The sequence below is a fragment of the Kosakonia sp. SOY2 genome (genome assembly GCF_027109175.1).
Taxonomy (GTDB): Bacteria; Pseudomonadota; Gammaproteobacteria; order Enterobacterales; family Enterobacteriaceae; genus Kosakonia.
The window spans coordinates 2,291,264-2,312,607 of the sequence record NZ_JAPVXH010000001.1 but is presented as its reverse complement, the minus strand read 5'-3'; the positions used below and the strand labels follow the sequence as shown (position 1 = coordinate 2,312,607).

Genomic DNA, 21,344 nt, shown 5'->3' with positions numbered 1-21,344 from the left:
TATGACAGGAGTTTGCTATGGAATTCACCAACCCCTTCGATAACCCGCAAGGGCAATTTTATATTCTGCAAAATACCCGGCGGCAGTTCAGCCTGTGGCCCGCGCAGTGCGCGCTTCCCGCAGGCTGGAACGTAGTGTGCGAGCCGCAACCGCAGGACGACTGCAACGCCTGGCTGGCGGCAAACTGGCAAACATTAACCCCGGCGCACCATGCGCAATGAGGAGCGGAAAATGACCCAACGTTTACCGCTAGTCGCCGCACAGCCGGGGATCTGGATGGCGGAAAAACTCTCCACGCTGCCCAACGCCTGGAGCGTGGCGCACTATGTTGAACTGAAGGGCGATATCGACGCCGCACTGCTGGCTCAGGCGATTGCCAGCGGTTTGTCGCAGGCCGATACGCTGCGTATGCGCTTTGAAGAGGAGAACGGCGAAGTGTGGCAGTGGGTCGACGAGGCTCATGTCTTTGCCCAGCCGGCGATCGTCGATTTGCGTGACAGCCGCCAACCGCACGCTGCTGCATTACAGATAATGCAGGCCGACCTGGCGCAAAACCTGCGCGTGGAGAGTGGTAATCCGCTGGTTTGCCACCAACTGTTACGCGTGGGCGAGCAGCACTGGTACTGGTATCAGCGTTATCACCATTTACTGGTTGATGGCTTCAGTTTTCCGGCCATTACCCGCCAGATTGCCGCCATTTACAGCGCATGGCGACGCGGTGAGGCAACACCGGCATCGCCCTTTACGCCGTTTGCCGGGGTGGTGGAAGAGTATCAGCGCTACCGTGAAAGCGATGCCTGGCAGCGTGACCGCGCTTTTTGGGCACAGCAGCGCAGCGCGTTACCCTCTCCGGTCTCCCTTTCCGACACGCCACTGCCGGGGCGCGCGGCAACAACCGATATTTTACGTCTCAACGTGGCGATGGATGCCGGGGCATTTCGCCGCGTAACCCAGGCTTTTAGCCACCATTCACCCGCCGATCTGGCGCTGGCGCTGGCCGCACTGTGGCTTGGTCGGCTATGCGGACGCACCGACTATGCCGCCGGGTTTATCTTTATGCGCCGCATGGGTTCGGCGGCGTTAACTGCTACCGGGTCGGTGCTTAACGTACTGCCGCTGGGCATTCATCTGGATGGTACTCAAACGCTCTCCGCGCTGGCGACAACGCTTGCGGGCAGCCTGAAAGCGATGCGTCGCCACCAGCGTTATGACGCCGAGCAAATTGTGCGTGACGTCGGGCGTGCAGCGGGCGACGAGCCGCTGTTCGGCCCGGTATTTAACGTCAAAATGTTTGATTATCTGCTGGATGTTGATGGCATTAAAGGCACCACGCACACGCTGGCGACCGGCCCCGTGAACGATCTGGAAATCGCTCTGTTCCCGCACGAAGAGGGCGGGTTGTCGCTGGAAGTGCTGGCGAACCGCAGCCGTTATGATGAATCCACCTTAAAAACACACGTCGGGCGGCTGGCGCATCTGCTCGGGCAGTTTGCCGAAAATCCACATCTGCGCTGCGGTGATGCTGAGTTGCTCTTATCGCCAGAAGCGCAGCGGCTGGCAGACATTAACGATACCGGCAAGATACTGCCGACTACCACCTTAAGCGCGTTGGTTGCCGCGCAGGCGGCGAAAACGCCGGAAGCACCCGCGCTGGCAGATGCGCAGTGGCAATTTAGCTATCGCGAAATGCGCGAGCAGGTTGTGGCGCTGGCGCACCAGCTTCGCCAGCTTGGTGTTCAGCCCGGCGACAGCGTGGCGGTGGCGCTGCCGCGCTCGGTGTTCCTGACGCTGGCGCTGCACGGCATTGTCGAAGCAGGTGCCGCCTGGCTACCGCTGGATACCGGTTACCCGGACGAGCGGCTGAAAATGATGCTAGACGATGCCAAGCCGCGTCTGCTGATCACTGCGCAGAACCAACGGGCGCGCTTTGCCGATATTCCCGCGCTTCGTCATTTCTGCTACGAAGCCCCGCTGGAAACTCACGGCAGTGACGCGCTCAATCTGGCGCGTCCGGAGCATACCGCGTACATCATTTTCACCTCTGGCTCCACCGGGCGGCCAAAAGGGGTGATGGTCGGGCAAACCGCCATCGTCAACCGTCTGCTGTGGATGCAGGAAAGCTACCCGCTCACCGCGCAGGATGTGGTGGCGCAGAAAACGCCGTGCAGTTTTGACGTGTCGGTGTGGGAGTTCTGGTGGCCGTTTATCGCCGGGGCAAAGCTGGTAATGGCGGAACCGGATGCGCACCGCGATCCACAAGCGTTGCAGGACTTCTTTACCCATTACGGCGTGACCACCACGCATTTTGTGCCGTCGATGTTGGCCGCGTTTGTCGTCTCACTCACGCCGGAAAGCGCAAAGCGCAGTTGCCGCACGCTAAAACAGGTGTTCTGTAGTGGCGAAGCGCTGCCTGCCGAGCTCTGTCGCGAATGGCAGCAGCTGACTGGCGCGCCACTGCATAATTTATACGGCCCGACGGAAGCGGCTGTGGATGTGAGCTGGTATCCGGCTTATGGCGAAGCGCTGGCGGGTGTACGCGGCAACAGCGTGCCGATTGGTTTCCCGGTCTGGAACACCGGGCTGCGCATTCTGGACGCGATGATGCGTCCGGTGCCGCCGGGCGTGGCGGGCGATCTCTACCTCACCGGCATCCAACTGGCGCAGGGCTATCTTGGTCGCCCGGATCTCACCGCCAGCCGCTTTATCGCCGATCCGTTTGCCGCAGGCGAACGCATGTATCGCACCGGTGATGTCGCGCGCTGGCTGGAAAATGGCGCGGTTGAATACCTCGGGCGCAGCGACGACCAGCTGAAAATTCGCGGTCAGCGCATTGAATTAGGTGAAATCGACCGTGCCATGCTGGCGCTGCCAGACGTGGCTCAGGCGGTATCGCATGCCTGTGTCTTCAATCAGGCTGCCGCCAGCGGCGGCGATGCACGCCAGTTAGTCGGTTATGTGGTTTCTGCCTCCGGACAGCCGCTGAAGACAACGGCGCTACTGGCGCAACTGCGTGAGCAACTGCCGCCGCATATGGTGCCGGTGTTGCTGGTGCAACTGGACGCGTTGCCGCTGAGCGCCAACGGTAAACTCGACAGAAAAGCGTTACCACTGCCTGAACTGGCGGTGCAGCAGGGCGGCCGCCCGCTCAACGCCGGTATGGAAACGCTGATCGCGCAGGCATTTTCCGGTTTGCTCGGATGCGAAGTGAACGACGCGCAGGCGGATTTCTTCGCGCTCGGTGGGCATTCGTTGCTGGCGATGCGCCTGGCGGCGCAACTGAGCCGCGAGTGCGAACGGCAGGTCACGCCAGGGCAAATCATGGTCGCTTCCACGGTAGAAAAACTTGCCGTATTGCTCGAACAGGCGCTTTCGGCGGAGCAGACCGGGCGGCTGGGGCTGGAAACCTTGCTACCATTGCGGCAAAGCGACGGGCCGACCCTCTTTTGCTTCCATCCGGCGTCCGGTTTTGCCTGGCAGTTTAGCGTGCTGGCCCGTCACCTTGCGCCGCGCTGGTCGATCACCGGTATTCAGTCACCTCGACCGGATGGCCCTCTGCAACGAGCCGCGACGTTAGACGAAGCCTGTGAGCAACACCTGGCGACGCTACTTGCGCAGCAGCCGCACGGGCCGTATTACCTGCTCGGGTATTCGCTCGGCGGCACGTTAGCGCAGGGCATTGCCGCGCGTCTGCGGCAGCGGGGTGAGGACGTGGCGTTCCTCGGGCTGCTCGATACCTGGCCGCCGGAAACGCAAAACTGGGCAGAGAAAGAGGCAAACGGGCTGGACCCGGAAGTGCTGGCAGAGATTGAACGCGAGCGTCAGGCGTTTCTCGCCGCGCAGCAGGGGCAAGCCTCCGGCGAGCTGTTCTCCGTTATCGAGGGCAACTATGCCGATGCGGTTCGCTTGCTGACCACCGCCCACAGCCTGCCATTTGACGGGAAAGCAACGCTGTTTGTCGCCGGGCGCACCTTACCCGCAGGCACCGATCCGCACACAACCTGGGCACCGTGGGTTCGTGAACTGGAGGTTTACCGTCAAGATTGCGCTCACGTTGAGATTATCTCGCCGCAGGCGTTTGAGCATATTGGGCCGGTGTTAAGGGAAATTTTGGGGGAATAGGGAAAGACCCGACGCTTCTGCATTTATAAGGGGCATACAGGCCCCTTTGTCCTGTTTCTGCGCCTGTTGAACCGCTGAAACAGGATACGTCTGGTGAACGGAACACAACCGTCACCACACCAAATATCGGGTAAACATCACCCGCAATGCATTTATCTGCCGCTACGCCCGAGCGGCACCACCAGCGGGGTATGGGCGATGGGATCGTCAATGATCATGCAGCGCATACTGTACACCGCCTCAATCAGCTCAGCGGTCACAATCTCTTTTGGCGCGCCCTGCGCCACAATTTTGCCGTCGCGCAGCGCAATCAGATGCGTGGCGTAGCGGCAAGCCTGGTTCAAATCATGCAGCACTGCCGCCAGCGTGTAGCCCTGCTCGCGATTCAGCTCACTCAACAGTTCCAGCAAGTCGATCTGGTAGCTGATATCCAGCCAGGTTGTTGGCTCATCAAGCAGCATGATCGCCGTCTCTTGCGCCAGCACCATGGCAATCCATGCGCGCTGGCGTTGCCCGCCGGAGAGCGTATCGACACTCTGCCTGGCCAGGCTTTCCACCCCGGTGGCCCGCATCGCCCGCTGCACCGCCTCGTCATCCTCTTTGCGCCAGCGGGTGAACAGCGGCTGGTGCGGATAGCGCCCGCGCGCGACCAGTTCCTGCACGGTGATATCGCCGGGCGTGGTGGCGTTTTGCGCAAGCAACCCTATGCGACGCGCCACCTCTTTGCTGGCATAGCGCTGGATCTGCTCGCCATCAAGATAAACATGGCCCTGCGCGGGCGTCATCAGGCGGCTCAGCGTGCGCAGTAAGGTGGATTTCCCGCAACCGTTAGGGCCGATAATAGCGGTGAAATGGCCGTCGGGGATCGCCACGCTTAAGTGTTCAGCCACCACTTTTTTGCCGTAGCCAAGAGTGAGCGCTTCGCCGCGCAAACGGGCAGATAAATCGGTCATTTCTTGCGAGACTCCTGAATTAACAAGGCGATAAGGTAAATGCCACCGAGGCTGACGGTCACCACGCCGACCGGCAACTGATAAGGCGTAAAACCTTGCTGGGCAATCATATCCGCCAGCAACAACAACAGCGCACCGCACAGCGCGGACTGGGTTAATCCCCAGCGTGCAGTGGCGCTGACGCGACGGGCAATATGTGGCGCGACCAGTGCGATAAACGAAATCGGCCCCGCCAGTGCTGTTGCGGCGGCGGTGAGTGCAACGGCTACCAGCATCAGCATCAGGCGCGAACGCTCAACGCTGACACCGAGCGCGCAGGCACTGTCATCGCCCATTTCCAGTAGCCGCATACGGCGCGCCAGCAGGGCGGCAAAAAGAAACATCACCAGCATGATCGGTGCGGAAGGGACGGTTTTCGCCCAGGTCAGGCCATTGAGCGACCCGGCGTTCCACAGCCCGGCGGAGAGCGCGGTTTCCAGCGAGGCATGCAGCAACAGCCAGGTATTAAACGCCACCAGCATCGCGCGCACGCCAATACCGACGATGATCAAGCGGAATGTTTCAATGCCGTTGCGCCAGGCCAGTAGCCAGACCACCAGCGAAGTGAGCATACCGCCGACCATCGCCGCCAGTGCGATAGCGGCCAGATGCTGACCAAACAGCACCATCGCCACCAGCACGCCGCTCCATGCACCGGTGTTAAAACCCATCACATCCGGGCTGCCGAGTGGGTTACGCATCAGCGACTGGAAAATCGCGCCACTCACGCCAAGCGCTGCGCCCACCAGCAGCGCCATCAGCACGCGCGGCAAACGCCACTCCATCACGACCCGTTGCATGGCACGCGGCGCGTCGCCGGTGAACGCGTCAAGTACCTGTGAAAACGCCAGCGTCACCGAACCGCTGCGTAAACCCCAGCTGGCTAAAAGCAACGCGGTGATAACCATAAACACGCAACTGCCGAGCAGGCGGCGGGAGGAGGCCATCATAAGTTGCCTCCGCGTGCGCGGCGCACCAGCACGATCAATACCGGCGCGCCGATAAAGGCACTGACCACGGAAACCCGCAGTTCGCCCGGCACCAGCAGGCGGCCAATGATATCGGCAAACAGTAACAGAGCAGGGGTGGCAATCAGTGTGACCGGCAGCGACCAACGGTGATCCGCGCCCACCAGCCAGCGCGCCATGTGCGGCATCATCAGGCCGATAAAGGCAATCGGGCCGACAACCGCCGTCGCGCTGCCGCACAGCACCGTGATCACCACTAAACCGAGCAACTGCGTGCGCGCCACGCGGCTGCCCAGCGCCGTGGCGGTGTCGCTGCCGAGGCTCAGGCTGTTAAGCGCGCGGCTCAGCATCAACGCCATGAGCGCTGCCAGCAGCACCGGGATCAGAACAATTTTTAGCGTTTGCAGGGTGCGGATATCCAGCGAACCGGCCTGCCAGAAGCGCAACTGGTCATAAACGTCGGCGTTAAGCAATGAAATACCGCTGGATAATCCTTCCAGCACCGCCGCCAGTGCCACGCCCGCCAGCGTCAGGCGAACCGGGCTGAGTTGCCCACCACCCTGGCTGCCGGTAAAGGCGACCAGCAGCGACGCCGCCAGTGCGCCGCAAAAGGCGAGCAGTAATTGTTCGACAGGGGAGACAGCGCCCAGCAGAGCCGCGCCGAGCACAATGGCGAAGCTGGCACCGGCGTTAACGCCGAGTAAGCCTGGATCGGCGAGCGGATTTCTCGTGAGCGTTTGCATTAACGCCCCGGCAATGCCCAGTGCGCCGCCCGCGAGTAAACCTGCCAGCGTTCGCGGCAAACGGGCATCGTTGACGATGGTGCAGTCCGCGCTCTGACAGACGCCAGTGAGGGCGTCGATGATGACCGCGGCGGGCAGAGGTTTTGCGCCAATAAACAGGCTGAGTGCAACGGCGACAACCAGCAATATCAATAACCCGGCGAGGGTAACGGGGCGCGCCGGGAAAGCAGAACACGACATAAAACGTCCCAAATTTGATAATGATATTAATTATCGTTATCGATCTTGTTTTGGTATGTTACCATGCGCAGCCTGCGAATGGACATAGAAAGTGTGTATTTAAGGCATTGGAATGAAGCAACAATCCTGGCTGTTGAACCTGAGTCTGCTGCGTACGCATCCGGCTTTTCGCGCGGTATTTCTGGCGCGTTTTATCTCGATTCTCTCGCTGGGCTTGTTGGGCGTAGCGGTGCCGGTACAAATCCAGGCGATGACCCACTCCAGCTGGCAAGTTGGCCTTGCCGTTACGCTGACCGGTAGCGCCATGTTCGTCGGCCTGATGTTTGGTGGTGTTTTGGCGGATCGTTTTGAACGCAAGAAACTGATTCTGCTGGCGCGTTCCACCTGCGGCTTCGGTTTTATCGGCCTGTATCTGAATGCGTTGTTGCCGGAGCCTTCGCTGCTGGCAATTTATCTGCTCGGTTTGTGGGATGGTTTTTTCGGCGCGCTGGGCGTAACGGCGCTGCTGGCGGCGACACCTGCGTTGGTCGGGCGGGAAAACCTGATGCACGCTGGCGCCATTACCATGCTGACGGTGCGGCTGGGTTCCGTTATTTCGCCAATGTGCGGCGGTTTGCTGCTGGCAACCGGCGGCGTGGAGTGGAACTACGGGCTGGCGGCGGCGGGCACGTTTATCACCTTGTTGCCGTTACTGAGCCTGCCTGCATTACCGCCACCGCCACAACCGCGCGAGCACCCGCTGAAATCGCTACTTAGCGCCCTGCAATTTTTACTGCACAACCCTTTGATTGGCGGCATCGCGCTGCTTGGTGGGTTATTGACGATGGCAAGCGCGGTGCGCGTGCTCTACCCGGCGCTGGCGATAAGCTGGAACATGTCGGCGGCAGAAATTGGCTTGCTGTATGCCGCGCTGCCGCTCGGCGCGGCCATTGGCGCGTTAACCAGCGGCAAGCTGGCGCACAGTGAGCGCCCCGGCGTGATTATGCTGCTGGCGTCCATTGGCGCGTTTATCGCCATCGGTTTATTCAGCCTGATGCCCGTCTGGGCGCTGGGCGTGCTGTTTCTGGCGCTGTGTGGCTGGCTGACGGCGGTGAGTTCGCTGCTGCAATACACGCTGCTGCAAACGCAAACCCCGGAAGCGATGCTCGGGCGAATTAACGGTTTATGGACGGCGCAAAACGTCACGGGTGACGCCATTGGTGCCGCGCTGCTGGGCGCGATGGGGTCAATGATGACGCCCGCCGCATCGGCGAGCATCAGCGGTTTTGTGCTGGCGATAGTGGGCGTGTTGCTGGTGGTGGTGCTCGGCGAGCTGCGGCGTTTTCGCCAGGTGCAGCCCGCCGCCGAAGCCTGATTAACCAAACAGCGCCGCCAGGCGTTGTAACACGCGGGTGGCGCTGTAGTAATCAAGGCGGAAAGTTTCCGCGCCGAGTGCGTACACGCGGTGATCTTGCACCGCAGGCAGGTGCGCCAGCAGCGGGTTCTGGCTGAGCGCATCCGCGTCTTTCTGGTCGCTGGCAAACAGGAACAGCGCTTCGCCATTCAGCCCGGCGGCCAGATTCTCGCCGCCTAACTGGACAATGTCATGACGTTTCCCCTGGCTTTGACTGGTGTGCAGATTCGCCGGTAACGGCGCGAGGGTAAAGCCCAGTTGCTGCATCAATTGGCCCTGCGCGGAATATTCAGTCCACAGATTGGCACTGTGTGCCGCCGGGGTATAGACCAGCGCGCTGACCGGCTGCGGCGGCAGTTTCATGCGTGCTTTAACGTCCGCAAGCTGTTGATTGAACTGGCTGATACGCGCTGCTGCCTCTTTTTCGTGACCGGTGATTTCACCAAGCTGCGTTAACAGCGCCTGCCAGCTTTTGTCGTCGTAGTTGATGATAAGCGTCGGGGCGATGGTTGATAGCTGATCATACAGCGGCAACGCGGAGTCGCCGCCGGTGGCGCTGATAAGGATTAAATCTGGCATTTGTGCAGCGACGGCTTCAGCGTTGGGTTCCCCAATGTAAAGCCGCGCGACATTACGCTGCCGGGCAATTTCCCCCCACTGGCGCAAAAAGCCTTGTTCGTCGGCAAAACGGTTATTTGGCGTGGTCGCGCCGCTGGCGATAACCGGCGCGTCAATCGCCAGTAGCGAACCGGTGAGCGTTACGCTGGTGGAAACAATACGCAGCGGCTTAGTCGGTAGCATGTGCGTTCCACGGCTGTCCGTGACCTGGCGAGGCCACTCTGCCGCCATCGCTGAGGTAATTCCTAAAACAAAAATTCCTAAAAACACTAAGGGTTTACAGCGCAAAAAAGAGCATCTCACAACGTATATCCTGTTTTTGTTGAAGTTAATGCTTCTCATTTTCATATCTGAATGAAGCAGATGCAAGCATTCGCCGCGCGAGAGAACAATCTGCTGTTGACAGAGCGGGCAATAACTTTTTATCTTACCGACTCAAAAACACAAATGATAATCATTATTAGTTAATTTATCACTGTTGGAGGATGATATGGATACGTCCCTGGCTGAGGAAACCCGGCAGTCTGCGAAGACGCTGGCCGCGGATCAGTTTTTCTTTATGTCGCCGTACCGCAGTTTCACCACTTCCGGGTGCGTGGCGCGTTTTTGCGAGCCTGCCGCGGGCGGCGATGCGCCCGAGAGTGCTTTCCAGCAAAAACTGGCTCAGGCGTTTGCCGATGCGAAAGCGCAGGGCATTGCCCACCCGGTGATGGTTGGCGCGATCCCCTTCGACACCACCCAGCCATCTGCGCTGTTTATCCCGCACAGCTGGCAAACCTTCTCCCGCCCCGAGAAACAGCGATCCGCGCGCTATTTCACCAGTGGCGCGATGCCGAACGTCACGGCGCAGCAGGCGATCCCAACGCAGGAGACGTTTATGCAGATGGTGGCGAATGCCGCCGCGCGCACCGCCACGCCGGAAGTCGACAAAGTGGTGCTCTCGCGTCTGATTGAGTTAACCACCGACCGCCGTATCGACAGCGGCGTGCTGTTAGAGCGCCTGATTGCCCAGAACCCGGCCAGTTACAACTTCCACGTTCCGCTACCGGATGGCGGCGTACTGCTGGGCGCAAGCCCGGAACTGTTACTGCGCAAAGAGCAGGAGCACTTCAGTTCGCTGCCGTTAGCCGGTTCCGCTCGTCGCCAGCCGGACGACATTCTTGACCGCGAAGCGGGCAACAAGCTGCTGGCTTCGGAAAAAGATCGGCACGAGCACGAATTGGTGACGCAGGCGATGAAAAACGTGCTGCAGCCGCGCAGCCAAACCCTGACATTGCCGGAATCACCGCAACTGGTTACTACCCCCACTTTATGGCACCTGGCCACGCCGATTACCGGCACTGCAGTCGCCGGAGAAAACGCGCTGACGCTGGCCTGCCTGCTGCACCCGACGCCCGCGCTGAGCGGCTTCCCGCACCAGGTGGCGAAACAGGTGATTGCCGAGCTGGAGCCGTTCAACCGTGAGCTGTTTGGCGGCATCGTTGGCTGGTGCGACGCCGAGGGTAACGGCGAGTGGGTGGTCACTATTCGCTGTGCGCGGCTTCACGATAACCATGTTCGTCTGTTCGCCGGTGCCGGGATTGTTCCGGCTTCTTCGCCGCTTTCCGAGTGGCGCGAAACCGGCGTCAAGCTGACCACCATGCTGAACGCATTTGGTTTGCACTGAGGATCAACCATGACCATTCCGTTTACCCGCTGGCCGCACGAGTTTGCAGATCGTTACCGTGAAAAGGGCTACTGGCAGGATTTACCGCTGACCGATATTTTGGCCCGCCACGCGCGCAGTGATGCCACGGCGGTGATCGAGGGCGAACGCCGCTTGAGCTACCGCCAGCTCAACGATGCCGCAGACAATCTGGCCTCGGCGTTACAGGCGCAAGGCATCAAGCGCGGCGAAACCGCGCTGGTGCAACTGGGCAACGTCAGCGAGTTCTACATTGTTTTCTTCGCGCTGCTGAAAATCGGCGTGGTGCCAGTCAACGCGCTGTTCAGCCATCAGCGCAGCGAATTGAACGCGTATGCCGCGCAAATCGCGCCGGCGCTGCTGATTGCCGATCGCGCCCACACGCTGTTTGAGAATGACCATTTCCTCGCCGCGTTTGTTGCACAGCACCCGTCGGTGCGCACCGTACTGCTGCGCGGCGACAGCGGCGTGCAGGCGCTGGAAAACGCCATTGCCCGCCCGGCAGATAATTTTATCGCCACGCCAACGCCCGCCGATGAAGTGGCGTTTTTCCAGCTTTCTGGCGGCAGCACCGGCACGCCAAAACTCATTCCGCGCACGCACAATGATTACTACTACAGCATTGTGCGCAGTAACGAGATCTGCGGTTTTAACGCGCAAACCCGTTACCTCTGCGCGCTGCCGGCGGCGCACAACTACCCGTTGAGTTCACCCGGCGCGCTTGGTGTCTTCCACGCCGGAGGCTGCGTGGTGCTGGCTGCCGATCCGAGTGCCACGCTCTGCTTCCCGCTGATTGAAAAACACCAGATTAACGTTACCGCGCTGGTGCCGCCGGCGGTAAGCCTGTGGTTACAGGCGATCGCCGAGTGGGGCAGCAATGCGCAACTCGCCTCGCTGCGGCTGTTGCAGGTCGGCGGGGCGCGTTTATCGGCAACGCTTGCGGCGCGTATTCCGGCGGAGATCGGCTGCCAGTTGCAGCAGGTATTTGGCATGGCGGAAGGGCTGGTGAACTACACCCGTCTGGACGATCCCTTTGACCGCATTATCAACACGCAAGGCCGCCCGATGTGCCCGGATGATGAAGTGTGGGTGGCGGATGAAAACGGCAATCTGCTGCCGCCAGGCCACGTTGGCCGCCTGATGACGCGCGGCCCGTACACCTTTCGCGGCTACTTTAACAGCCCGGAACACAATGCCAGCGCCTTTAACGAACACGGTTTTTACTGCTCCGGCGATCTGATTTCGATCGACGAACAGGGCTATATCACCGTGCAGGGGCGGGAAAAAGATCAGATCAACCGTGGGGGCGAGAAGATTGCCGCCGAGGAGATCGAAAACCTGCTGCTGCGCCATGAGTCGGTGATCCACGCCGCGCTGGTCAGCATGGAAGACAGCCTGCTGGGTGAAAAAAGCTGCGCTTACCTGGTGGTGAAAACGCCGCTGCGCGCGGTAGCTGTCCGCCGCTTTCTGCGAGAGCAGGGCGTTGCCGAGTTCAAACTGCCGGATCGCGTGGAGTGCGTGGACGCGCTGCCGCTGACGCCGGTGGGTAAGGTCGATAAAAAACAGTTACGTCAGTGGTTAGCGCAACGCGCACCGGCGTAAAGGAGAGAAGATGGCGATTCCAAAACTACAGGGCTACGCGCTGCCTGGCGCGGCCGATATCCCGCAAAACAAAGTGAGCTGGCCGTTTGAGCCGGAACGTGCGGCGCTGCTGATCCACGATATGCAGGATTACTTTGTTAACTTCTGGGGCGAAAACTGCCCGATGATGCAGCAAGTGGTGGCGAACATCGCCGCACTGCGTGATTTCTGCAAGCAAAACGCTATTCCCGTGTACTACACCGCGCAGCCGAAAGAGCAGAACGATGAAGACCGCGCGCTGCTCAACGATATGTGGGGGCCAGGCTTAACCCGCTCGCCGGAGCAGCAAAAAATTGTTGCTGCGCTCGCGCCGGATGAGGCCGACACCGTGCTGGTGAAGTGGCGCTACAGCGCGTTTCACCGCTCGCCGCTGGAGCAGATGCTCAAAGAGACCGGCCGTAACCAGTTACTCATCACCGGGGTGTATTCACACATTGGCTGCATGACCACCGCCACCGATGCGTTTATGCGCGATATCAAACCGTTTATGGTTGCCGACGCGCTGGCGGATTTCAGCCGCGAAGAGCATTTGATGTCGCTTAATTATGTCGCCGGGCGTGCTGGTCGCGTGGTGATGACGCAAGAATTACTGCCTGTGCCGGGCAGCAAAGCGGCATTACGCACGCTGATCCTGCCGCTGCTGGATGAGTCCGACGAACCGTTAGATGACGAGAATCTCATCGACTACGGCCTCGATTCCGTGCGCATGATGGCGCTCGCCGCGCGCTGGCGCAAAGTACATGGCGATATCGACTTTGTGATGCTGGCGAAAACCCCGACCATTGACGCCTGGTGGACGCTGCTTTCGCGTGAGGTGAAGTAATGGTTGGTCTGGATTTTACCGGCAAAATTGTCTGGGTGACCGGGGCCGGTAAAGGCATCGGTTATGCCACGGCGAAGGCGTTTGTCGGGGCGGGCGCGCACGTGATCGGTTTCGATCTCGCCTTTGGCGGCACGGATTACCCTTTCTCCTGTGAAGTGCTGGACGTTGCCGACGCCGCACAAGTTCAGGTGGTTTGCCAGCGCGTGCTGGCGCAATGCGAGCGGCTGGATGTACTGGTCAACGCCGCCGGGGTGTTGCACATGGCCGCCACCGATGAACTGACACCAGACGCCTGGCACAACACCTTCGCTGTTAACGTCGGCGGGGCGTTTAACCTGTTTCAGCAGACGATGGCGCAATTTCGCCGTCAGCAGAGCGGGGCGATTGTCACCGTCGCATCCGACGCGGCGCACACACCACGTATCGGCATGAGCGCGTATGGCGCATCGAAAGCGGCGCTCAAAAGCCTGGCGCTCACCGTTGGCCTTGAGTTGGCGGCAAGCCATGTACGTTGCAATGTGGTTTCACCAGGATCGACCGACACCGACATGCAGCGTTTGCTGTGGGTGAGCGATGACGCCGAACAACAGCGTATTCGCGGTTTTGGCGAGCAGTTCAAGCTCGGTATCCCGCTGGGGAAAATCGCCCGCCCGCAGGAAGTGGCGAACACCATTTTGTTCCTCGCTTCCGATCTGGCAAGCCATATCACATTGCAGGATATCGTGGTGGATGGCGGCTCGACGCTGGGGGCGTAGATGATCTGGAAACGTCATTTAACCCTTGATGAACTGAACGCCACCAGCAAAAACACGCTGGTGGCGCATCTCGCGATTACTTACACCCGCATCGGCGATGATTTCCTTGAAGCGGAAATGCCGGTAGACAGCCGCACGCATCAACCGTTTGGTCTGCTGCACGGTGGTGCCTCGGCGGCGCTGGCGGAAACGCTGGGATCGATGGCGGGCTACCTGATGACCCGCGACGGCCAGTGCGTGGTGGGCACGGAATTAAACGCCACCCATCATCGCCCGGTTTCGCAGGGAAAAGTGCGCGGCGTTTGCCAGCCGCTACATCTTGGCCGGCAGAACCAAAGCTGGGAAATTGTGGTCTTCGACGAACAAGGCCGACGCTGCTGCACCTGTCGTCTCAGCACGGCGGTGCTGGGGTAATCTCGCCCTCTCTTTGACAGGAGAGGGCGCATTCTTGCGATCCCGGTAACACAATCAGGTAAATGCCTGGTGGCAGGGCAAATTTCCCATGTTTCAAAGTTGTTAAAATCCGCGAGTTGATATAGATACAAAATGTAACATCTCTCTGTCTCTCAACGGATACCCGCTATGAACAACTCAGGGAAATATCTTATTTGGGGCGTGCTGTCGCTGGTTGGCGCATTCGCCCTCGGCTATATCGCGCTTAACCGCGGCGAACAGATCAACGCGCTGTGGATCGTGGTGGCCGCGGTCTGTATCTACCTTATCGCTTACCGTTTTTACGGCCTCTATATCGCTAAAAATGTGCTACAGGTTGACCCGACGCGCATGACTCCGGCTGTGCGCTACAACGATGGTCTTGATTACGTGCCGACAGACAAAAAAGTGCTGTTCGGTCACCATTTTGCGGCGATTGCCGGCGCAGGCCCGCTGGTAGGGCCGGTGCTGGCGGCGCAAATGGGGTATTTGCCGGGCATGATCTGGATCCTCGCAGGCGTAGTGCTGGCCGGTGCGGTGCAAGATTTCATGGTGCTGTTTATCTCCACCCGTCGGGACGGGCGTTCGCTCGGTGAGATGGTGAAAGCGGAGATGGGGCCGACCGTTGGCGTGATTGCGCTGGTGGCGACCTTTATGATCATGGTGATCATCCTTGCGGTGCTGGCGATGATTGTCGTCAAAGCGCTGACCCACAGTCCGTGGGGAACCTATACCGTCGCCTTTACCATTCCGCTGGCGATTTTTATGGGTATCTACATTCGCTATCTGCGCCCCGGTCGAATTGGCGAAGTGTCGGTGATTGGTCTGGTGCTGCTGGTGTTCGCCATTATTTCTGGCGGCTGGGTGGCGGCAAACCCGGCGATTGCACCGTACTTTGATTTCACCGGTGTGCAGCTAACGTGGATGCTGGTGGGCTATGGTTTTGTCGCCTCAGTGCTGCCGGTGTGGCTGCTGCTGGCACCGCGTGATTACCTTTCCACTTTCCTGAAAATCGGCACCATTATTGGCCTGGCGATCGGCATTCTGATCATGCGCCCGACGCTGACCATGCCTGCGCTGACCAAGTTTGTTGATGGGACTGGCCCGGTGTGGACCGGTAATCTGTTCCCGTTCCTGTTTATTACCATTGCCTGTGGCGCGGTTTCCGGTTTCCATGCGCTGATTTCCTCCGGCACTACGCCGAAAATGCTCGCCAGCGAAGGGCAGGCTTGTTTTATCGGTTACGGCGGCATGCTGATGGAGTCGTTCGTGGCGATCATGGCGCTGGTGTCGGCGTGCATTATCGATCCGGGCGTTTACTTTGCGATGAACAGCCCGATGGCGGTCTTAGCCCCTGCGGGCACTACCGATGTAGTAGCGTCGGCAGCGCAGGTGGTGAGCGGTTGGGGCTTTAGTATCACCCCGGATGTGCTCAGGCAGATTGCCAGCGAAGTGGGCGAGCAGTCGATCATTTCACGCGCGGGCGGCGCACCGACGCTGGCAGTGGGCATGGCTTATATCCTGCACGGCGCGCTCGGCGGTCTGATGGATGTCTCGTTCTGGTATCACTTCGCCATTCTGTTTGAGGCGCTGTTTATTCTGACGGCGGTGGATGCCGGGACACGCGCGGCGCGCTTTATGTTGCAGGATCTGCTGGGCGTGATTTCACCGAACCTCAAACGCACGGAATCGCTGCCCGCGAACCTGCTGGCGACCGGGCTGTGCGTGCTGGCGTGGGGCTACTTCCTGCACCAGGGCGTGGTTGATCCGCTCGGCGGTATTAACACCCTGTGGCCGCTGTTTGGCATCGCCAACCAGATGCTGGCGGGCATGGCGCTGATGCTGTGTGCGGTGGTGCTGTTCAAGATGAAACGCCAGCGTTACGCGTGGGTGGCACTGCTGCCAACCGCCTGGCTGCTGGTTTGTACGCTCACCGCAGGCTGGCAAAAAGCCTTTAGCCCGGATGCGAAAGTCGGCTTCCTGGCCATCGCCAACAAGTTCCAGTCGATGATCGACAGCGGCAATATTCCGGCGCAATATACCCAGTCTCAACTGGCGCAACTGGTGTTTAACAACCGTCTCGATGCTGGCTTGACCATCTTCTTTATGGTCGTGGTGGTGGTACTGGCGTTCTACTCGCTGAAAACCGCGCTGGCGGCGCTGAAAGAGGATCAACCGACCGCGAACGAGACGCCGTACCAGGAAATGACGGGCGACGTTGAGCAGATTGTCGGCCAGGCAAAAAGTGTGCATTAATCGCGTAACGCGGGGGGTTTATGTTCGATACGCTTTCAAAAGCCGGGAAGTATTTAGGCCAGGCGGCGAAAATGATGATTGGCGTTCCGGATTATGACAACTATGTCGAGCATATGCGCGTGACGCACCCGGAGCAGACGCCGATGACTTATGAAGAGTTTTTCCGCGAGCGCCAGGATGCGCGCTACGGTGGAAAGGGCGGTGCACGCTGCTGTTAACTCTCGTCTTGCTCAAAAAGCGGCGCTCATAGCGCCGCTTTTCTTTATCTACAGAAAACCCCCAGCCAGGCTGGTGCTTCCGGAAAGCTTTCAGCTATAGGCCAGTTATTTTCGCCAGGATCAGGCGTTGGTGCCGCCATCAACCACGATATCCGCACCGGTAATCTGCTTCGCCGCCGGGCTTGCAAGGAAAGCGACCGCTTCGGCGATATCCTGCGCTTCACCATAATGCCCCAGCGCAATCATACGACGCTGCTCTTCCGCGCCTTCGCCATCCGCCGGGTTCATATCGCTGTCCGTCGAACCGGGTTTCACCATATTCACGGTAATGCCGCGTGGGCCCAAATCCCGCGCCAGCCCGCGTGTTAATGAGTTCAGCGCGGATTTGGTCATCGAATAAATGGCGATATCTTTAAACGGCACGCGATCGGAGAGGCAACTGCCGATATTGATAATGCGCCCGCCGTCCGGCAGGTGTGCAATCGCCGCCTGGGTGGCGTAGACCACGCCGCGAATATTCACGTTGATCATCGCATCGATATCCTCCTGCGACATCGCTTCTAACTGGCCACCGCGCGCGATGCCGGCATTATTAACGAGAATATCCAGCCCGCCGAGTTGCTGCACAGTTTGATCTACAGCGGCGCGGGCAGCTTGTGGTTCGGCGCTGTTGGCCTGGATCGCCACGGCGTTACGCCCCAGCGCGCGGATTGCTTCCACAACGGCTTGTGCTTTATCGGCGGATTTCTCCCAGGTGATGGCGACGTCCGCTCCTTCCCGCGCCAGCGTTAAGGCGATGGCTTTTCCCAGACCGCGGCTCGCGCCGGTGACCAGCGCGCGTTTTCCTGCAAGTGAATGTGACATGGTGGCTCCGTAATTATGTGTCGATTGATACATAATTAAAATAAACAGGCTTCCATACATTCGTCAATCTTATTAATATACCGATCAGCACAAAATGCGAGGAGGCGAAAGTGAGCCGGGGAAGACCACGGGAATTTGACCGTACCGAGGCGCTGAATAACGCGATGAAACTCTTCTGGCAGAAGGGGTACACCGCGACATCCATGAACGATCTGTATGAGGCGATGGGCATTAAATCGCCCAGCTTGTATGCGGCGTTCGGTAGCAAAGAAGATCTCTACGACGAGGTGTTGCAGCACTACGAACAGTGCGTTGCGCCAGCGATCTGGGGCGATATGGCAAGCGAGCCATCACCGAAAAAAGCCATTGCGGCGTGGCTGGAGCGATCGGCTGAGGTGTTAACCCGCTGCGATTTGCCGCATGGCTGCATGGTGACGCTCTCAGCGGTTGCCAGCGAAGGCCATGAACGGTTGGGCGAGCGGGTTCGTCAGTTGCGTAATGGCGGCGTTGCGCAGCTAAAAGCGCGCCTGAGCGAGGCGCAGCAGCGCGGCGAGTTACCTGAGACCACCGATATCGATGCGCTGACCCGGTTGTATGTCAGCATTCAGCAGGGGATGTCGATTCAGGCGCGCGATGGCGCGAGCCGGGAAATGCTACTCGGCGTCGCGCGTATGGCAATGGGATTGTGGCCTGCGCCGTAAAAACAGGCCACCGAAGTGGCCCGTTGCGTTATGGCTGAGGGAAAACAATATTATTGCCCGGCGCTTCGCGGTGCAGATGGATAAAGTTCAGGTGGCGTTCGTACTGATCCAGTATGTCGATGATCACCTGCTCTTTGTTGTAGTCCATTAAATCATTGCCCTGGCTGCCCTCCAGCAGGAAGGTTTCCAGCCGGAAGTAGTGCGATTTGCCGCTGCGTGCGCGGTAGGTAAAGCCCGGTACGGAGTATTGCTGCGGCCATACCTGGTAGACAAAATCCTGCTCCTCACCGAGGTGGACGCGCAGATCCAGGTAGCCCAGCGGCTGACCTTCTTCCGGCGCGACATTTTCAAGCGATACCCGTCCGCCGCGCAGTTCCAGCTCTTTTGCCACATCCTGCATTGCCGGGTAAATCACCGTTTCCATCATCTGCCGGGTGTAATGCGTACCCGGATAATTCATCAGCCGCGAGAGGCGTTTTTTCCAGCTCAGGCGGTCGTTGCTCGCCGGAATATAAGGTGCGGTTTCGCGGCTGGCGCTGGCACGGCGGTGATCTTCCACCTTCAGCGATTTATACAGCCCGGCCATAATAAAGAAGATCACAAAACTGAACGGTAAGCCCATGATCACCGTGGTATTTTGCAGCGCGGAAATGCCATTGGTCATCAGCATGCCCATGGTCAGCACGCCGATAGCGACCGACCAGAAAATCCGCAGCCAGTTCGGCGCATCGCTATTGATATCTTTCAGCTTCGAGGTGAAATTACCCAGCACCAGCGAGCCGGAATCCGCCGAGGTGACATAAAACAACAGGCCGGTAATGGTGGCGACAGAAGCGCTGAGTTTGAACGCCGGATATTGCGCCAGCAGGCTGTAGAACCCGCGTTCGGCATGGGCGATCACCTCCTGGGCGAAACCGGCATCGCCGTGGATAATTTCATACAGCGCGGCGTTGCCAAACACCGACAACCACAGCAGGGTGAAGGTAAACGGAATAATCAGCGTGCCGAGCACGAACTCGCGAATGGTGCGCCCGCGGGAAATACGTGCAAGGAACAGCCCGACAAACGGCGACCACGCCACCCACCAGGCCCAGAAGAAGAGCGTCCAGCTGTTCATCCACTCTGTCGGGCGATCAAACGCAAAGGTATTGAGCGTCATGCCCATAAAGCGGTTGATGTAGTCGCCAACATTGAGCACCAGCGCGTTGAGCAGGAAATCGGTCTTGCCCATAAACAGCACGAACAGGATCAGCCCGAGCGCCAGCGCCACGTTCAGTTCCGAAAGGATGCGAATGCCTTTATCCACCCCGGAGGTGACCGAAATGGTAGCGATCACCACCGACAGCACAATCAGCGCCATCTGCGCGGTCAGCCCTTCCGGCACGTCGAACAGCACTTTCAGCCCGTAATTAAGCTGCACCACGCCAATACCGAGCGTAGTGGCAATACCAAAAATGGTGCCGATCACCGCCGCAATATCCACCGTGTGGCCAATCGGGCCGTTAATGCGTTTACCGAAAATAGGGTACAGCGCAGAACGAATAGTGAGCGGCAGATTATAGCGGTAGCTGAAGTAGCCCAGCGCAATCCCCATCAGCGCATACATCGACCAGCCGGTTAAACCGTAGTGGAACAGCGTCCACACCATCGCCTGGCGTGCGGCTTCCATCGTCTGGCCTGCGCCCTCCGGCGGCTGCATATACTGCGTGACCGGCTCTGCGACGGAGAAAAACATCAGGTCGATACCGATCCCGGCGGCAAACAGCATCGCCGACCAGCTCAGCAAACTGAACTCCGGCTTGGACTGCTCCGGCCCGAGTTTAATTGCCCCGTAGCGCGAGCAGGCCATATAGATAACAAAGACAATATAGAGCGTTGCGGCCAGCATGTAATACCAGCCAAAGGTGGAGGAGACCCAGTTAACGGTAGTCTGGATCCAGGTCGCAGCGAAATCGCTGTACAAAATGGTGACCAGTGAAAATGTCAGAATCAGTCCGGCAGAGGTGTAAAACACCACGGGATTGATTCTGTCTTTTTCACTGGCAGGTGGATTAATCATCGGTTACCTCTGGTTAATTTCCTGTAATTTTTCAAAAGATTAACGCCAAACATCGGTTGTTTTATCGCGTTTGCTCCTCTCTGTTCTCACGGTTTGCGTCGCCGTATTTAGCTTATACATTCCCGCTTCGTTTATTTAACAATTGAAGCGCAGTATCCTAACAAAATCCTTTTTTATATTGAACGTGCAATCAAAAAAAGATTAAATAAGGCCCTTACATTGCGGTGGAGATGGAGCCATGCCAAAGGTGGGAATGCAGCCGATACGCCGTCGGCAGCTGATTGATGCGACCCTGAGTACCATTAACGAAGTAGGAATTAACGACGCCACGATTGTGCAAATTGCGCGCCGCGCTGGCGTATCGACCGGCATCATCAGCCACTACTTCAGGGACAAAAATGGTCTGCTGGAAGCGACCATGCGCGACATCACCCGCCAGTTGCGCGACGCCGTGGCGCAGCGATTAAAACCGCTCGCGCAGGCCAGTACCGAAACGCGTTTGCTGGCGATTGTCGAAGGCAATTTTGATGACAGCCAGGTCCACAGCGCGGCGATGAAAGCCTGGCTCGATTTCTGGGCCAGCAGTATGCATCAGCCGCAGCTTGGTCGTCTGGAGCGCGTCAGCAGCCGCCGGCTGTTCTCCACGCTGGCGGCGGAGTTTCGCCGCGATCTGCCGCGTGAACAGGCACGACTGGCGGCGCATGGCCTTGCCTCGTTGATCGATGGCCTCTGGCTTCGCGCGGCGCTGAGCGGCAAACCCTTTAACCTGGACATTGCCAGAACGCTCACCACCCAATTCATTCGCCAGCAACTGGCTGGCGCGACGAATCACTGAGAA

At 59.1% G+C, this 21,344-nt stretch carries 18 protein-coding genes; 12 read left to right on the top strand and 6 right to left on the bottom strand.

What is annotated here, in order from left to right; translation table 11 throughout:
* The first annotated feature begins 17 nt into the window (after positions 1-17).
* The gene (locus O3S68_RS10995; RefSeq protein WP_020456925.1) at positions 18-221 is read left to right on the top strand and encodes an MbtH family protein; all 204 of its coding nucleotides are present in this window, start codon (positions 18-20) and stop codon (positions 219-221) included.
* A 10-nt stretch (positions 222-231) separates the two neighbouring features.
* Positions 232-4,119, top strand: a complete 3,888-nt coding sequence (gene entF, locus O3S68_RS10990) for an enterobactin non-ribosomal peptide synthetase EntF (protein ID WP_269231496.1) — start codon at positions 232-234, stop codon at positions 4,117-4,119.
* 152 nt (positions 4,120-4,271) lie between these two features.
* Here entF and fepC read toward each other — a convergent pair whose 3' ends face one another.
* From fepC to fepD, 3 genes are read right to left on the bottom strand one after another with little or no spacing between them, the layout of a single operon-like run.
* Complete coding sequence (gene fepC, locus O3S68_RS10985; protein ID WP_269231495.1) at positions 4,272-5,072, bottom strand: iron-enterobactin ABC transporter ATP-binding protein; 801 nt, start codon at positions 5,070-5,072, stop codon at positions 4,272-4,274.
* The gene (gene fepG / locus O3S68_RS10980; RefSeq protein WP_269231494.1) at positions 5,069-6,061 is read right to left on the bottom strand and encodes an iron-enterobactin ABC transporter permease; all 993 of its coding nucleotides are present in this window, start codon (positions 6,059-6,061) and stop codon (positions 5,069-5,071) included. Before fepG ends, fepC begins: the two co-directional genes overlap by 4 nt.
* Positions 6,058-7,062, bottom strand: coding sequence for a Fe(3+)-siderophore ABC transporter permease (fepD, locus tag O3S68_RS10975; protein WP_045508810.1), 1,005 nt, complete (start codon positions 7,060-7,062; stop codon positions 6,058-6,060). The genes fepG and fepD overlap by 4 nt, the downstream gene beginning before the upstream one ends.
* A gap of 112 nt (positions 7,063-7,174) precedes the next feature.
* Here fepD and entS point away from each other — a divergent pair, with 112 nt between their 5' ends.
* Positions 7,175-8,416, top strand: coding sequence for an enterobactin transporter EntS (entS, locus tag O3S68_RS10970; protein WP_269231493.1), 1,242 nt, complete (start codon positions 7,175-7,177; stop codon positions 8,414-8,416).
* Here entS and fepB read toward each other — a convergent pair whose 3' ends face one another.
* Positions 8,417-9,304, bottom strand: coding sequence for a Fe2+-enterobactin ABC transporter substrate-binding protein (gene fepB / locus O3S68_RS10965; protein WP_269231492.1), 888 nt, complete (start codon positions 9,302-9,304; stop codon positions 8,417-8,419).
* A 259-nt stretch (positions 9,305-9,563) separates the two neighbouring features.
* Here fepB and entC point away from each other — a divergent pair, with 259 nt between their 5' ends.
* The 7 genes from entC (at position 9,564) to O3S68_RS10930 (ending at position 16,882) form a co-directional block, all read left to right on the top strand.
* Positions 9,564-10,739 (top strand): isochorismate synthase EntC, encoded by a 1,176-nt coding sequence (entC, locus tag O3S68_RS10960; protein ID WP_269231491.1) that lies wholly within the window; start codon positions 9,564-9,566, stop codon positions 10,737-10,739.
* Between the two features lie 9 nt (positions 10,740-10,748).
* Positions 10,749-12,359: a (2,3-dihydroxybenzoyl)adenylate synthase EntE gene (gene entE / locus O3S68_RS10955; RefSeq protein ID WP_269231490.1), complete on the top strand. Its 1,611-nt coding sequence runs from the start codon at positions 10,749-10,751 to the stop codon at positions 12,357-12,359.
* A gap of 10 nt (positions 12,360-12,369) precedes the next feature.
* Complete coding sequence (locus O3S68_RS10950; RefSeq protein ID WP_269231489.1) at positions 12,370-13,221, top strand: isochorismatase; 852 nt, start codon at positions 12,370-12,372, stop codon at positions 13,219-13,221.
* The gene (entA, locus tag O3S68_RS10945; RefSeq protein ID WP_097407219.1) at positions 13,221-13,976 is read left to right on the top strand and encodes a 2,3-dihydro-2,3-dihydroxybenzoate dehydrogenase EntA; all 756 of its coding nucleotides are present in this window, start codon (positions 13,221-13,223) and stop codon (positions 13,974-13,976) included. Before O3S68_RS10950 ends, entA begins: the two co-directional genes overlap by 1 nt.
* Complete coding sequence (gene entH, locus O3S68_RS10940; protein ID WP_269231488.1) at positions 13,977-14,390, top strand: proofreading thioesterase EntH; 414 nt, start codon at positions 13,977-13,979, stop codon at positions 14,388-14,390.
* A 168-nt stretch (positions 14,391-14,558) separates the two neighbouring features.
* Positions 14,559-16,664: a pyruvate/proton symporter CstA gene (cstA, locus tag O3S68_RS10935; protein ID WP_269231487.1), complete on the top strand. Its 2,106-nt coding sequence runs from the start codon at positions 14,559-14,561 to the stop codon at positions 16,662-16,664.
* Between the two features lie 20 nt (positions 16,665-16,684).
* Complete coding sequence (locus O3S68_RS10930) at positions 16,685-16,882, top strand: YbdD/YjiX family protein (RefSeq protein ID WP_017455812.1); 198 nt, start codon at positions 16,685-16,687, stop codon at positions 16,880-16,882.
* A 120-nt stretch (positions 16,883-17,002) separates the two neighbouring features.
* Here the strand turns inward: O3S68_RS10930 and O3S68_RS10925 are convergent, their stop codons facing one another.
* Positions 17,003-17,746 (bottom strand): SDR family NAD(P)-dependent oxidoreductase, encoded by a 744-nt coding sequence (locus O3S68_RS10925; RefSeq protein ID WP_045508839.1) that lies wholly within the window; start codon positions 17,744-17,746, stop codon positions 17,003-17,005.
* A 110-nt stretch (positions 17,747-17,856) separates the two neighbouring features.
* On the opposite strand from O3S68_RS10925, the gene O3S68_RS10920 reads away from it, so the two are divergent.
* The gene (locus tag O3S68_RS10920; protein ID WP_269231486.1) at positions 17,857-18,447 is read left to right on the top strand and encodes a TetR/AcrR family transcriptional regulator; all 591 of its coding nucleotides are present in this window, start codon (positions 17,857-17,859) and stop codon (positions 18,445-18,447) included.
* 28 nt (positions 18,448-18,475) lie between these two features.
* On the opposite strand, the gene O3S68_RS10915 is transcribed toward O3S68_RS10920, so the two are convergent.
* Entirely contained in the window at positions 18,476-20,506 is a 2,031-nt protein-coding gene (locus O3S68_RS10915) for a choline transporter (protein ID WP_269231485.1), read from the bottom strand.
* 238 nt (positions 20,507-20,744) lie between these two features.
* Here O3S68_RS10915 and betI point away from each other — a divergent pair, with 238 nt between their 5' ends.
* Positions 20,745-21,341: a transcriptional regulator BetI gene (gene betI / locus O3S68_RS10910; protein WP_269231484.1), complete on the top strand. Its 597-nt coding sequence runs from the start codon at positions 20,745-20,747 to the stop codon at positions 21,339-21,341.
* Positions 21,342-21,344: the final 3 nt, after the last annotated feature.